Consider the following 13,289-nt stretch of genomic DNA (forward strand, 5'->3'; position numbering starts at 1 on the left):
ACGGTTACCAGAGGTCGTCCTCGCGCTGTTTGGCCAGTTGAGCCCTTACCGCCGCCTTTAACGGATCTTCCGGAATGATCACTGTGCAGTTCCCCGTTACTTTCGCCTGACATGCCAGCCGGACGCCTTCCGTGAGCTGATTGCCGAGCTTGTGCTTCTCGTTATCGGAAGGTGCGGACAATCCCTCCCCGGACTCGGCCGATACTTTGCACATGAGACAGGCCGCATTCCCGCCGCAGCGGGTACGGATGAGCACGCGCGCCTTCCTCGAGGCGTCCAGCACCGAGGTGCCCGGCTTGACCCGAACCGATTTGTCATCAGGCAAAAAACGGATGTCGAAGGTCATGGCTTACGTACCTCCCAGTCTGCGGGCAATTGAAGCAGCTTGCGTATCCGTTCCGAATAGGCCGGGCCGATCCGGTTGCGGCCAAGCATCACCGCAAGCAGCGGCAGGTGGGCTTCCGGCTGCTCCCGCATGGCGCCTGCAATCGGCTCAAACCGGTCCGCCCGGTCCCGAAGCACGTTAAACAGCAGTTCATGGGCAAGCGGCATAAACTTCACCGGGACGCCGCTGATCCGGCCGGCCCAGGCATAATCGGCCAGCAATTCTTCTACCTGCACTGTATATTCCGCGTCGTCCTTATGGACGGTAAGGCTGCCTACGAGCTCGGCCTGCAAACCTTTTATCGAGTAATGGCTGAGCAGCGAGCCGTACATGCCGGTTTCGCTGTAAGCCTGCTCGTCCGTCGCCAGGTCCGCCAGGCGGCCGTGCAGCTCCGCAGCGAAGCCGGCGTCCGCGTACACGTCCAGGTCCCGCGGGCTGGCATCAAGCGGCACACCCTGCAGCAAAGCGCCGCAACTGCCTCCCACAAGCCATGCCCCTTCGCAGCCTGCCAGCTTTTGTCCAAGAACGGCTATAGCTGCTGTCACATGAGAAGGAACGGACTCCAGTCTGGGCTCAAAAGTAAGGCTTGTTTTGGACGGTAATCGCTCCATCGCTATTCACCTTCGTTTGGCATCCCAGCCGGAATCCTTCCTCTAACTCCTCATCGTCGAGCCCGAGCAGCTCCGCCTTGTTCGGTTCGCTCAAATATTCGATCCCTTCCAGCACCTGGCATCTACAACGCGAGCACGTCCCCCGCTTGCAATTGAAACCCCAGTCGACATCCGCCTGGAGGGCGAGCTCCAAAATCGTCTTGCCCACCTCGGCTTCCACCGTTTTTTTTCTGCTTCGGCCTATCAGCTCAATCAACTTCATTCCCTCCGTCTACTTATAGAATCGATAGTATCATGTACACGACGGACACAAGCAAGATGACGAAAGCAATAATCGTCAGTATGATGCGTACGAAACCTTTGGTTTTGATTCTGGCGAATGTAATAATAAAGGAAGCCAAAATCATCAGCCCCATTCCGATGAAGGAGGCCCACATTTTATCCATGCTGCTCAATTAATATCACCCTATGCCATTAGTTCTATCGTCCCTGATTATAGCATTCCGTCAGTCGTTTGTGAAATTGACGATTTCCCGACATTTCCGGCTTTCCAGCCGTTCGGAACAAAAACGATGCAATGAAAAAGAACCGCTGCGGTCGATCCGCATACGGTTCAGCACAGTATTCATACGTTGGATTACTCGGAAGAATAAGCGTTGATCTCGAACGATACGATGCTCGGGAAGGCGATATAGTCGGTTCTTTGGGCGAACGGACCGCGGTTATTGTCTCCGCGATTGAGCGGATATACGCCCGGCGCTCCCCAGCCGCTCGCCCGGTTGTCGTACCAGGCAACGAATGCGTTCGCTTGCGCCAGCGTCAGATCGTACTCTTTGATCGCGCCGGTGTTCAGTAGAATAACCAGCAAGGCCCGGTCGGGGGCGGGGGCGTAAGGAGTCGCGGCGGCCGATGTGCTTGGCGCGCTTTCTCCGGCCCCGTTAACGGCGGTAACAACGTAGGAATATGTTGTCCCGTTGTTCGTCGTCAAGTCCGTATAATAGCCGTATACGCTGCTGCCCACAGTTGTATAAGTGCCGCCGACGCCTGAAGTCCGCTTCACGTTATAATATACGGCGCCGGTTACGGTCTCCCATTGCAGCATCACCTTGCTGTCACCAGGCACGGCTGTCAAATGAAGCGGAGCCGCTGGGGGCCGAAGCGATGGCACCGCCCAGACCGGCTGCGAATTCGGGCTCTCTCCGAACTCGTTAAAGGCGGAGACGACATAATAATACGGAATGCCGTTAGCGACTGCCGTGTCGCGGTAGCTGGTTCCGTACACCGTTTGTACAACCGAATACGGTCCGCCATAGGAGTAGGGCGATTTTTTTACATGATATCCCGTCGCATACGGTTCGGCGTTCCAGACGAGATCAACCGCCCTGTCGGATGGGGCAGCGGTTAGCCCCGTCGGAGTGGTGGGGACGATCGGCGAAGGCGAGCCGTACAGCTCCAGCTCATATACCTTGACCAGCGTTCCCGGGTCCGCCGACGTCAGGCGGACCGTCTTGACTCCGGATACTTGAATCGGGAAAGGAGCGGTTGGCTCCGTCGTCGTCGCTCCCGAACCGGCTACCCCTGCCCCACGTTCGTCGTACAGATGGAGCTGGGCATGAGGCGAGTCAGCATAAAACAAAAACCCGCTCACATCGACTGGCCGGGCAAAGGTCCAGCTGTATGCGGTCCCGCCCACCGTTTCGTACGTTTGCATCAGCCCGTCGGTCATTTTAAACAAAACCGTTCCCGGAGCAGCCGCCGGCTTGCCCCTCAAGAGCCCCGGAAGCGGCGCACTGGAATCCGCAAACGCGTTCGTCCCTCCAAATAACAGGCTTGCGATCAGCAGCAGCATCAACCAAACTTTTTTCAACCGTTTTCTCTCCTTTTATGAGTATTCGCACGTCATCAGAACGTACGTTCTCATTGTAAGGAGAGCGGTGAAAACGAACAACTTGTCACAATGGACGAAATTTACATTTTGGATAAGAAAACTTTCTATTGAAACCTTTGGAAACAGCCCCCTCTATACTTTCTCGACAAAAAAACGCAAACCCGAACGACCGGATTTGCGTTTTCTTTGCGGCGACCTTACTTTTTGCCCATGATCATTTTCATCAAGGACTCCATATTGTTCGGATTCAAGCCGCTCTTTTGTACGGCACTAATAATCTCGTTGACGGTCGATTCCGAAACCGGTACGTTCACCATTCCGGAAACTTGCTTGATCAGCTGCCGAAGCTGCTTTTCGTTCTGCATCGTGGACGGCTTCACTCCGCTCGCCAGCTTGTAGATGTCCTTTTCCGAGACGGATTTGCCGGTCTTTTTGTTGACGGTGTTCAGAACGTCCTTGGAAATATTTTTCCCGCTCATGCCTGACCTCCTTAAACGGTGACTTACCGTATTGTATGAGGCCGGAGGCTAGAGCGTGTAGGCGGGACGCAACGATTAGAGCGTCCATTTCTCCGCCGATTCCAGAGCGATATCTTCGATCTCATGGGTGCGCAGACGTCCCATCAGGCGGCCGACGGCGATTTGCGGCTCTACGCTGGCAAACAGCACCTCGTGCAGCTGCTCGGTGATCGGCATCGACACTTCATGTTGTTGCGATAAGGAGTAGGTCGCCTTCGTCGTTTTGACGCCTTCTACGACCATCCCCATCGTCTCCAGCACTTCCTGCAGCGGCTTGCCTTGTCCGAGCATATAGCCGGCACGCCAGTTCCGGCTGTGCTTGCTGGTGCACGTTACGACCAGGTCCCCTACGCCGGCCAGCCCGGCAAACGTAAGGGCGTTACCGCCCAAAGCGACGCCCAGTCTGGCGATCTCGGCCAGCCCTCTTGTGAGCAAAGCGGCTTTGGCGTTGTCACCGAACCCGAGTCCGTCCGACAAGCCGGCTCCGAGCGCGATAATATTTTTCAGGGCGCCTCCGAGTTCGACGCCTGTAACGTCCGGATTTGTATACACCCGAAAATACGGGCTTATGAGAACATCCTGCGCACGCTGAGCGGCCTCCAACTGATCGGCAGCCACGACGACGGTAGTCGGCGAGCGCTGAATCAGCTCCTCGGCGTGACAAGGACCGGACATTACCACCAGACGTCCCGGATCGATTTGCGTCAGCTCCTCGGCGAGAACCTTCGTCATCCGCTTCATCGTCTCGGGTTCAAACCCTTTCGTCGCATGGATGACGATGGCGTCCGAATCGAGAAACGGCCGTGCCAGACGAGCGACCTCCCGCGTAGCATGAGACGGGGCGGCGAAAATAACTGCTGTCGCGCCGGTGAGCGCCGTCTCCATCGAAGCGGTAGCCGTGATCCGCTCCGAAAGCCCGAAATCTCCCGTATACTTCCGGTTTTTCCGCTCCCGGTTCATCTGCTCTGCCTGCTCTTCTTTTCTCGTCCATACCGTTACGTCGTATTCATTGTCCGCCAGTAGAGACGCCAGCGCCGTTCCCATACTTCCTGCGACGAGAACCGCCGCCCTGCGCAGACTCATCCGGCTTTCCCCTTTCCTGCGGCCGTTCCGCTTGCTTTTTGTCCGATCTTGCTTTCCTTGCCTTTCACCAGCTTCACAATATTAGTCCGGTGACGAACGAAAGCGAATATAGCGATTAACAAAATCCCCCAGAACACGTCGACCGGATAGTCCATAAGCCAGACGAGAACAGGCATCAGGCCGGTAAACACCAGCGAGCCCAAGGAGACATAACGAGTTGCAGCAATCAGTAAAATAGCGGCTATCCCTGTAATAAGCGCCGGGATAAAGCACAGTGTAGCGGCGACACCGATCGTAGTGGCAATTCCTTTGCCGCCTTTGAATCCGAAATAAATCGGCCAGTTATGTCCTGCGATTGCCGCCAAGCCGGCTAATATCGGGATATAGGATACATCGGAGCCAGCTCCCAGCCATTTGCCGATCCAGACCGCCCCGATGCCCTTAGCCGCATCCAGCAGCAGAACAGCGATGGCCGGCCCCACGCCGATGACGCGCAGCGTATTGGTAGCACCCGCGTTGCCGCTTCCATGCTTGCGGATATCGATTCCTTTAAACCATTTTCCGTACAAAAAACTAAAACTGATCGAGCCGAGCAAATAAGCTACGATTACCGGAACAAACGTGTGCACCAACCATTCTCTCCCTCATGATCCCCGATTCGAGCGAGTCTGCCCGCTCTAACTATTCGGACCTGCTCCGTGCCTGCGAAATTACAGCCCGCCTGGCGAACAGCTTGACAGGGCGGACAAACGTTCGCAGCCAAAAGCAGGGACACTATTTCGAAGGTCCCTACTCGTCGTCCGTCTTCTTGCGCGTAAATAATCGGATCGGCGTACCTTCAAAACTGAAGGCCGCGCGGATGCGATTCTCCAAATACCGTTCATACGAGAAATGCATCAACTCCGGATCATTGACGAACAGCAGGATGGTCGGCGGCTTGACCGATACTTGCGTAGCGTAATTAATGCGCAGCCGTCTGCCCTTGTCGGTCGGAGGAGGATTAAACGCTACCGCGTCGGAGACGACATCGTTCAGCAGATGCGTCTGTACCCGCATCGAATGCTGTTCGCTTACATCGATCACGACCGGCAACAGGCGGTGCAGCTTCTGCTTGGTTTTGGCGGATACGAATACGACCGGGGCATACGTCATAAACAAGAAGTGGTCGCGTATTTTTTCCGTAAACTGTTGCATCGTCTTGTCGTCCTTGTCGACGATGTCCCACTTGTTGACTACGAAAATCGCGGCCTTCCCGGCTTCATGCGCATATCCGGCGATATGCTTGTCCTGCTCGATAATGCCTTCTTCGCCGTTAATGACGACAAGCACAACGTCCGCCCGCTCGATCGCGTGCATCGCTCTCATGACGCTGTACTTTTCCGTCGATTCGTACACTTTGCCGCGCTTGCGCATCCCCGCCGTATCGATCAGCACGAACTTCTGTCCGTCCTTCTCGAAAGGCGTGTCGATCGCATCCCGCGTCGTTCCGGCCTGATCGCTTACAATCACGCGCTCTTCGCCCAGAATCGCGTTGACGAGCGATGATTTACCGACGTTCGGTCTGCCGATGACGGCAACACGAATCGTATCCTCACCGTACTCCTCGTCATCCTGTTCGGGAAGGATGTTCATCACAGCCTCCAGCATATCTCCGATACCGATGCCGTGTGCCCCCGATATGCCGATCGGGTCTCCGAATCCGAGCGAATAAAACTCGTAAATATCATCCTGCCGTTTCATGTTGTCCACTTTATTAACGGCCAATATGACCGGTTTTTGCGCGCGGTACAACATCTGCGCCACTTCCGTGTCCGACGGCGTCATGCCTGCTTTGGCATCTACCATGAAAATGATGGCGTCCGCTTCCTCGATGGCAAGCTCCGCCTGCATACGGACCGACTTCAAAATCTCGTCTTCTCCGTATACTTCAATTCCGCCGGTGTCGATGACGCTGAACGATCTGCCCATCCATTCCCCGACCCCGTATATCCGGTCCCTGGTTACGCCGGGTTTATCTTCCACGATCGCGAGCCGGTCTCCGATAATCTTATTAAAGATTGTCGATTTGCCGACGTTCGGACGGCCTACGATCGCCACGATGGGACGTGCCATGCAGCTTCAACTCCCTAATCCCTAAATTACTCACGATAACCATCATAACAAATTCACCCAACAAAGTGAAGTTGCTCTTGACGCAGGACATGCTGCAATTCCTTTTTGCGTATGGGCAGCCTTCCCTATTTTCTAGTTTCCCTCCAGCGGTCCGCCAAGCTTTTGGATACTTCGCAGACGGAGCCGACGACCGTCTCGGCAGCAGACGACATCAACCGAGCGGAACCGACAGCCAGCCACCATTCGTCCTGGAAAGGAAGTCCTGCAAAAGGCATAGCGGATTGTCCTTTGTGAACATATCCGTACAAGGCGCTTCCGCACAGCAGCGCAAAGCTGAGGCATGCGATCTGATCCTCCGGTTTGCGGACAAGTATCGCAGCTAGAAGCGCCAAAATCAACGCCGCTCCGAATGTGACACGGCTGGGAAGGAAAAAGGGGTCGATGTCGCCCATATGCTTAAGCAAATAATAAACCGATGCAAGGAACAGGCCGAACGACAAGCCGTGCAGCCCACCCAGAAACGAACGCTGCCTCCACAAAGCGGCTCCAATGAGAATCAGCAGCGGCACGATCACCCCGTTCACCGCCCAGCCTTTTCCCATGGATACATCGAATCGGCTCGCCACACACCAGGCTGCAAAAAAAGTCAGGATGGCCTGGTAGGACACGCCCCGAAGCAGGAAGGTTTTCCAGCCGCTCGCCAGCAAAATAAACGTTACCAAAATAAGAATCCAGCTCAGAAAGCCTGCATTCATGCCGCATCTTCCCCCGTTTCCAATGCTCGCCTTACAAAAAAACGCTTCCTCTCGTCTGCTCGGTGCCGCGTTGCCAAACCTCCATACAGCAGCTCGCGTCTGTTTAGTATTTGTAGAGTCCACGCTTTTTAATAAGGTAATCGCAAACGAAGACCCCCGCCATGAAGAGGCTGATTTGGGCGCAGAAAAACAAAAAAACGGCCTCTATGAAGAAGCCGTTTATCGTTTCATTCAGGTCTTGCAAGTCTTACTTGAACTTGCTCAACTTGTCGCCGAAACGCTCGCCCAGCGTCATGTTGAGGCTTTCTCTAGGAGGAATCGGTTCGTTATGGTTGCTGCCGCGGGAACCGCCGCGATCGCCTTTGCGTTCGCGTTCCGGTTTAGCAGGCGCTTCCGGAGCTTCTTCCGTTTCTTTGATGCTGAGGGAAACGCGTTTCTCGGCCGGATTGAAATCCAGTACTTTCACATTCACTTCTTGCCCTTCCTTCAACACTTCATGTGGAGTGCCGATATGGCGGTGGGCAATTTGCGAAATATGAACGAGACCTTCGACGCCCGGAGCGATTTCAACGAATGCGCCGAAGCCGACAAGACGTTTGACGGTACCTGTAACGATCTCGCCGGTCTGGAACTTATCGGCAGCTTGCTGCCAAGGACCCGGCTGGGTTGCGCGAATACTGAGGCTGATCCGGTCGTTCTCCGGGTCCAGCTTCAAGATCTGAACCTTCACCTTGTCGCCTTCCGCTACGACTTCGGAAGGCTGCTGGACATGATGCCAAGCCATCTCGGAAATATGAACTAGACCATCGATGCCGCCGATATCTACGAATGCGCCGAATTGAGTCAGGCGTTGAACCGTTCCGTCCAGCTGTTGGCCAACTTGCAGTTCGCCCATCAATTTTTTCTTGTTTGTTTCGAACTCTTCGTCCAATACATCTTTTTGGGACAGGACGACTTTGTTTTTCTCGCGATCCAGTTCTTTCACTTTCAGGCGAAGCGTGCGTCCTTTGTAGTCGGAGAAATCTTCTACAAAGTGGCGCTCTACCATCGAAGCCGGCACGAATCCGCGAAGGCCTATGTCAACGACAAGACCGCCTTTGACAACTTCCTTCACCTGTGCTTCGATAACCGTGCCCTGATCCAGCTTGGACTGCAGGTCAGCCCACGATTGCTCGCTGTCTACGGCGCGCTTGGACAGAAGCAGCTTCTCTTTGCCGTCGTCCAGGCTCAGCACTTTCAGTTCGATTTCCTGTCCGACTTCCACCGCTTCAGCGGCGTTGTCCAAAGCAACGTTGGACAACTCTTTCAGAGGAACGACGCCATCGTATTTATAACCGATATCGACGATTGCCTGATTATCTTCAATTTTTACGATTTTGCCTTTAACGACGTCGCCTTTCTTGTAGGCCACTACGCTGGACATATCCTGGCTGACGTTTTCTGCATTTTCTTGTACGTTGATCTCTTCTGACATTTGAATACCCTCCTCGACTGACAACCACAAACTGATCATCAAACCATAACTTTAGTATAATTCCAAGATACCATTTCCATACGCCCGAAGCAACGTGCGAGTCATTTTGAAGCGCCGCATGCTCACTTCCGAGCGGTTAGCAGCTCACGTATGGAAGACATAATATGCTCGGTAGCCTGTTCGAGCGAATCCGAACTGGTCGATTCCCGGTAAGCGGACAAGTCGACCGGCTTTCCGTACACAATTTTTATTTTGCTGAACATCTTATAATTCCCAATAATACCCACCGGAATCACAACCGCGCCGGAACGCAGCGCCAGACTGGCGGCACCTTTCTTGCCCATACCGCCGCCCCGGGTTCCTTCGGGAAAAATCCCCATTACGCCGCCTTCTTTAAGCAGCTGCAGGGCGTGCCGGATCGACTCCTTGCTGACGCCGCCCCGTTTGACCGGAAAAGCGCCGACATTGCGGATAATAGTACCCAGCACCGGAACTTTAAACAGTTCCTCCTTCGCCATAAAACGGACGACCCGCTTAAGAGGGGTGCCGACGAGCGGAGGATCAAGCGTACTTATATGGTTGGAGGCCAGTATGACCGCCCCTTGCTCCGGCACGTTCTCCATGCCCGAAACTTCCAGCCGGAAAAACGTGTTGAAAAAGACGCGGCATACGAATCTGCCGAATCGGTACAACTGCATATTATCGGGTCCCCTTGCCTTCGGCCGATTTAGTAAGCTCCAATATCCGTTCCACGACTTGCGGTATGGCAATACCGGTCGTGTCGAGCAGGACCGCGTCACGGGCGCGCACAAGCGGCGATACTTCGCGCTGCTCGTCCATTCTGTCCCTTTCGGCGATCTCCCGCTCCAGCTTCTCGAGCGATACGTCTTCGTTCCTAGCTTTCATCTCCAAGTAGCGGCGCTCCGCTCTTTCCTTCACGCTTGCAGTCAGAAATATTTTAACTTTGGCGTCAGGCAGCACGTGCGTGCCGATATCGCGGCCGTCCATCACGACTCCTTCCGCCTCCGCCATCTCCTGCTGCTTGGCTACGAGAAGCGTCCGAATCTCCGGGATTGCCGATACCGCCGATACGTTCTGATTAACCTCAGGAGAACGAATAAGGCCGGTCACATCGCTTCCGTCCAGCAGCACCTGCTGGCCATGCTCACCCGGAAGCAGCTCGATCCGCAGTTTCGATGCTATCTCCACAAGCTGTTCCCGGTCTTCCGCCGTAATGCCCGACTGAAGCGCTTTCCAGGTAACGGCACGGTACATCGCTCCCGTATCGATATAAATAAAGCCGAGCTCCTTTGCTACGAGACGTGCAACGGTGCTCTTCCCTGCGCCTGCGGGACCGTCGATCGCAATATTGAATTTGTCCAACGGAAAGCGTCCTCCTTGTATCCTTTGCGGGTCGATCGTGAAGAGAGTGAAAAAAAAGCAGGCCGCGCCTGCATCCATTGTAAATTATACCATAGCTGATCCGCCGTTGCAAAGTTAGATGCACGCTCCGGCACCTTAACTACGCCCCGGCGGCCCCGAGCGGGAATCTTTCAAGATCCGGAATTGCGGCCATAGTTCCGCTCGAAAGGAACGCCCTCCAGCTTCTCTACCTTGACCGCCCATTTGCGCACAGCCGGAGACAACAGCAGAAGCTGCGCGAGCAGCAGCGCAGCCAAGCCTGTCCATACCGCTATGCGCAACAGCCGTTCGACCCGGTTCGACACTTCGATGAAAACGGTCTCGTATTCCGTAACGTCCCGTTCCTGAGCTTCGGCCTTCCGCTTGCGCGATTCGCTGCGGCTGATCATACTCCGGCACCTTCCTGTTAAGTCCGTTGGCGACGCCGTGTCGCAATCGGCTCATTCGGATCTGAAACGTCTTGAAGTATGTCCAACCGCTCCCTCTTTTATGCAGCCGCGCCTGAAGTTATCTTTTGCGGACATCGAGCTGCCGCTCGAAGCAGTACCGGATGATGCGCTGCCGCTCGCTGTCCGCTATTTCCGTATACTGCACCATTATGATCAGTTTGCCGTTCTCCAGCGTTTTGATGCGGACGATCTCGCCTTTGAAGCCGGCATGCTCGATCTGCCCGTTGCGAAGCGGAAGCAGCAGCCAGCAGTCCACCATATCGCCCCGTTTGACCGGAACCCGGCTATCGCACAGAAAGGAGACGCCTCCGCCGCCAACGTCATCGGTGAAAGCCGTAAACATCAACTGATCGTTCAGCTTGACAGCCAGTTCAAGCTCGGCCGGAACCCGCAGGAAATTGCGTCGCTGCACTTTCGTAATCTGCTCTTCCACGGGGGCTTTGATCAGAATGAGCCGGATCACTTCTTCCTTGAATCCGAGCACGACGGTATTAAAGTAGTTTTTGACCCCGCCTTCCGTCATAAAATATGCGTTGATCTGGTCGCCCGCATACAATCGTTTCAGCTTGCCCGTCGTAGCATGTATAGGAACTTCAAGCGATATGTAATTCGGAGTCATATCGGCAATCCGCGACTTGTATTCTTGCATGGCTTCTTCAGGGTCGATGGAATTTACCTGTAAATATAAAATCTGGTTCACTTTCGGAAGCAAATTCAGGACCTCCCAGCCATGTGTAGTTCTTTATACCCATTATGATATCGATTAGTCCTATTATAACATGGAGACACCGAACAATTACAAGAAATAATGTTCATTAATCGACGAAAGCCGACAATCCGGCAACGTGCGCACCGGCTCCAGCTCTTACAGCAGTAATCATCATAGTGCAAAAAAGAGAAAGCCGTCAAGCGGCCTTCTCCTCGGTGTCTGCTCTTGGTTCGCATTCAGGTTGCGACATTCGCGTCCGCCTGCTTCAACTGCTCGACCTTCTCCTCGGAACCGGTATCCGCATTAATGTAGATCCGGTAGATGGAGCCGTTGACGCGGCCGGTGAACTGATAACACAACACTTCTTTATCGATGTCGTTTTTAATCAGCGCAAGCGACTGGTCTTCGACGACATAATTCGGATTCAACGATTGTTTCGCTTGCTCGAACGTCAAGGCTGGCGGCTTTATGTCGCGCTTCCTGTGCTCAAACAAATAATCATTCGCCTGCATGCCCGTCACTTCACCGTTGTCGAGCGCTACCATTACAGTGAGCTTGTCCGGGAAAATAGTAACGTCCCCCTGCTTGGCCGCAAACGTCAGGTTCGCCACATTTTGATAGGTGTCATAGTTGATTGCGGTCATATCCGGATAGTCGTGGGAATCAAGAAACGATTGAGCCGCATCCCGGGCTTGCTCCGGTCCCAGCTTCGTTTCGGCTACGTCGCGGGGCGCCATGAACCAGATCAGTCCGCCGCCCTTTTTGGCGAAGTCCATCGACACATCGGTGCCATTCTCGTTTTTGGCCGACAAGCTGAAAGAGCTGTATTCGGTTCCCGCACCGTTCTCGACGACGTTAATATCGTTTAACGTATGTCCGCTCATAAATTGAACCGCTTTTTGCTTCACATCTTCCGCGGTCGTATCGTTTCCGGCAAGCGCCGAGTAGGTCCGCTTCTCGAACATCGCCGCCATCGACGGGCCCCAGTTGACTTCCTCATATTCGCTTACTTTTTTGTCGACCGTCTGGAAGCCGTCGATGATCGTGTTGTCCAGCGCTTTCGCCTCCGTAGCAAGCGCCACCTCCACATCCATCCAGCGCAGGCTGTTGGCGATAACTTTCGACTGCACGTCGCGGAGGTCGGTTGTAATCTGCTTGGAATGCTCGTACAGCGCCGTTAAAGTTTTCATCTCATCGCCGTTCAACGGTTCGTTCGTCAAGTTGCGCACCGCCGCCCGGTACGAGAAGTTGGACATGTTGCTAAGAAATTCTTCGGTCTTATTAAACGGCAGCAGCGTCAGCGGCAGTTGGTTGATTTCGCTCTGCGCCTGACTGGTCAGCCGCCATACGTTGACAAGACCTTTGCGCTGCGACGCTTCGGAAGTTGTGTTGAGTGCCAGCGTATTGCCCAACTCCGTATGCAGCTTGTCCAGGTGGAACGATAAATCGTGAAACGCACGCTGGTACTGATTTTCCGCTTTAATGAGAATCGAGTTTTTCTCCTGGTTCACCTGATATCCCCATACAACCGCTCCGATCAGCAGCAGGGTCATGATCGGGAACATAACGGCGCTCAGCCTTCTATACATGCTTTGTCGGCTCCTTTCCTTTACCAAAACTGAGATTAGTTTTCGTTGAAGGAGAACGCTTTATGCATCCGGTTGTGGAATAATCGGCAAAAAAAGACGCCCCGTCAGGCATTGGCAAGGGCGCCTCTACTCCGTATCGATATCGAAATCGCTGTTGTTGCTGCACAAACATTGCTTAAATCCGGTCTCGATCCGTTCCTTCTCCTTTTTGCCGCGCAACACGAACCGCTCTCCGCAAAGCCTGCAGCGAATCGTTACCTTTACTCGCGTACCGTTCATGGGAACCTCCGATAG

17 protein-coding genes are annotated in these 13,289 nt (G+C 54.3%); all 17 read right to left on the reverse strand.

Annotated features, from left to right (window positions below):
- Positions 1-4 precede the first annotated feature (4 nt).
- Entirely contained in the window at positions 5-346 is a 342-nt protein-coding gene (locus tag IDH45_RS04880) for a 2Fe-2S iron-sulfur cluster-binding protein (protein WP_190925227.1), read from the reverse strand.
- Complete coding sequence (locus tag IDH45_RS04885; RefSeq protein WP_190925229.1) at positions 343-996, reverse strand: nucleotidyltransferase family protein; 654 nt, start codon at positions 994-996, stop codon at positions 343-345. Before IDH45_RS04885 ends, IDH45_RS04880 begins: the two co-directional genes overlap by 4 nt.
- A complete protein-coding gene (locus IDH45_RS04890; protein WP_190925230.1) occupies positions 959-1,252 on the reverse strand; it encodes a 2Fe-2S iron-sulfur cluster-binding protein in 294 nt (97 codons plus the stop codon). Before IDH45_RS04890 ends, IDH45_RS04885 begins: the two co-directional genes overlap by 38 nt.
- A 19-nt stretch (positions 1,253-1,271) precedes the next feature.
- Positions 1,272-1,442, reverse strand: a complete 171-nt coding sequence (locus IDH45_RS04895; RefSeq protein ID WP_317891148.1) for a DUF2768 family protein — start codon at positions 1,440-1,442, stop codon at positions 1,272-1,274.
- Positions 1,443-1,633: 191 nt separating this feature from the next.
- Positions 1,634-2,863: a fibronectin type III domain-containing protein gene (locus tag IDH45_RS04900; RefSeq protein ID WP_190925234.1), complete on the reverse strand. Its 1,230-nt coding sequence runs from the start codon at positions 2,861-2,863 to the stop codon at positions 1,634-1,636.
- Positions 2,864-3,081: 218 nt separating this feature from the next.
- Positions 3,082-3,363: a stage VI sporulation protein F gene (locus IDH45_RS04905; protein WP_190925237.1), complete on the reverse strand. Its 282-nt coding sequence runs from the start codon at positions 3,361-3,363 to the stop codon at positions 3,082-3,084.
- 75 nt (positions 3,364-3,438) lie between these two features.
- Entirely contained in the window at positions 3,439-4,485 is a 1,047-nt protein-coding gene (locus tag IDH45_RS04910) for an NAD(P)H-dependent glycerol-3-phosphate dehydrogenase (protein WP_317891144.1), read from the reverse strand.
- Entirely contained in the window at positions 4,482-5,117 is a 636-nt protein-coding gene (gene plsY / locus IDH45_RS04915) for a glycerol-3-phosphate 1-O-acyltransferase PlsY (protein WP_190925239.1), read from the reverse strand. Before plsY ends, IDH45_RS04910 begins: the two co-directional genes overlap by 4 nt.
- Before the next feature lie 157 nt (positions 5,118-5,274).
- Positions 5,275-6,597, reverse strand: coding sequence for a ribosome biogenesis GTPase Der (gene der / locus IDH45_RS04920; RefSeq protein WP_190925241.1), 1,323 nt, complete (start codon positions 6,595-6,597; stop codon positions 5,275-5,277).
- A gap of 125 nt (positions 6,598-6,722) precedes the next feature.
- Positions 6,723-7,352: a hypothetical protein gene (locus IDH45_RS04925; RefSeq protein WP_190925243.1), complete on the reverse strand. Its 630-nt coding sequence runs from the start codon at positions 7,350-7,352 to the stop codon at positions 6,723-6,725.
- A 247-nt stretch (positions 7,353-7,599) separates the two neighbouring features.
- Positions 7,600-8,826 carry a 30S ribosomal protein S1 gene (gene rpsA / locus IDH45_RS04930; RefSeq protein WP_190925244.1) on the reverse strand — a complete coding sequence of 409 codons (1,227 nt, stop codon included), beginning with the start codon at positions 8,824-8,826 and terminating at the stop codon, positions 7,600-7,602.
- Between the two features lie 122 nt (positions 8,827-8,948).
- Positions 8,949-9,524, reverse strand: coding sequence for a lysophospholipid acyltransferase family protein (locus IDH45_RS04935; RefSeq protein WP_190925246.1), 576 nt, complete (start codon positions 9,522-9,524; stop codon positions 8,949-8,951).
- Position 9,525: 1 nt separating this feature from the next.
- Complete coding sequence (gene cmk / locus IDH45_RS04940) at positions 9,526-10,209, reverse strand: (d)CMP kinase (RefSeq protein WP_190925248.1); 684 nt, start codon at positions 10,207-10,209, stop codon at positions 9,526-9,528.
- Between the two features lie 170 nt (positions 10,210-10,379).
- Complete coding sequence (locus IDH45_RS04945) at positions 10,380-10,637, reverse strand: hypothetical protein (RefSeq protein WP_223836377.1); 258 nt, start codon at positions 10,635-10,637, stop codon at positions 10,380-10,382.
- 118 nt (positions 10,638-10,755) lie between these two features.
- Positions 10,756-11,409 (reverse strand): flagellar brake protein, encoded by a 654-nt coding sequence (locus tag IDH45_RS04950; RefSeq protein ID WP_190925250.1) that lies wholly within the window; start codon positions 11,407-11,409, stop codon positions 10,756-10,758.
- A gap of 233 nt (positions 11,410-11,642) precedes the next feature.
- Positions 11,643-12,995, reverse strand: a complete 1,353-nt coding sequence (ypeB, locus tag IDH45_RS04955; RefSeq protein WP_190925252.1) for a germination protein YpeB — start codon at positions 12,993-12,995, stop codon at positions 11,643-11,645.
- Positions 12,996-13,121: 126 nt separating this feature from the next.
- Complete coding sequence (locus tag IDH45_RS04960) at positions 13,122-13,274, reverse strand: hypothetical protein (protein ID WP_190925254.1); 153 nt, start codon at positions 13,272-13,274, stop codon at positions 13,122-13,124.
- Positions 13,275-13,289: the final 15 nt, after the last annotated feature.

Origin of the sequence: Paenibacillus oceani, from assembly GCF_014705615.1 — a bacterium.
Taxonomy (GTDB): Bacteria; Bacillota; Bacilli; order Paenibacillales; family NBRC-103111; genus Paenibacillus_AB; species Paenibacillus_AB oceani.

Bases quoted from the DNA above. Each gene is read 5' to 3' on its own strand.
- IDH45_RS04880 (WP_190925227.1), bottom strand. From the start codon at position 346: ATGACCTTCGACATCCGTTTTTTGCCTGATGACAAATCGGTTCGGGTC.
- IDH45_RS04885 (WP_190925229.1), bottom strand. From the start codon at position 996: ATGGAGCGATTACCGTCCAAAACAAGCCTTACTTTTGAGCCCAGACTG.
- IDH45_RS04895 (WP_317891148.1), bottom strand. From the start codon at position 1,442: ATGGATAAAATGTGGGCCTCCTTCATCGGAATGGGGCTGATGATTTTG.
- IDH45_RS04905 (WP_190925237.1), bottom strand. From the start codon at position 3,363: ATGAGCGGGAAAAATATTTCCAAGGACGTTCTGAACACCGTCAACAAA.
- IDH45_RS04910 (WP_317891144.1), bottom strand. From the start codon at position 4,485: ATGAGTCTGCGCAGGGCGGCGGTTCTCGTCGCAGGAAGTATGGGAACG.
- der (WP_190925241.1), bottom strand. From the start codon at position 6,597: ATGGCACGTCCCATCGTGGCGATCGTAGGCCGTCCGAACGTCGGCAAA.
- IDH45_RS04925 (WP_190925243.1), bottom strand. From the start codon at position 7,352: ATGAATGCAGGCTTTCTGAGCTGGATTCTTATTTTGGTAACGTTTATT.
- rpsA (WP_190925244.1), bottom strand. From the start codon at position 8,826: ATGTCAGAAGAGATCAACGTACAAGAAAATGCAGAAAACGTCAGCCAG.
- IDH45_RS04935 (WP_190925246.1), bottom strand. From the start codon at position 9,524: ATGCAGTTGTACCGATTCGGCAGATTCGTATGCCGCGTCTTTTTCAAC.
- IDH45_RS04945 (WP_223836377.1), bottom strand. From the start codon at position 10,637: ATGATCAGCCGCAGCGAATCGCGCAAGCGGAAGGCCGAAGCTCAGGAA.
- ypeB (WP_190925252.1), bottom strand. From the start codon at position 12,995: ATGTATAGAAGGCTGAGCGCCGTTATGTTCCCGATCATGACCCTGCTG.
- IDH45_RS04960 (WP_190925254.1), bottom strand. From the start codon at position 13,274: ATGAACGGTACGCGAGTAAAGGTAACGATTCGCTGCAGGCTTTGCGGA.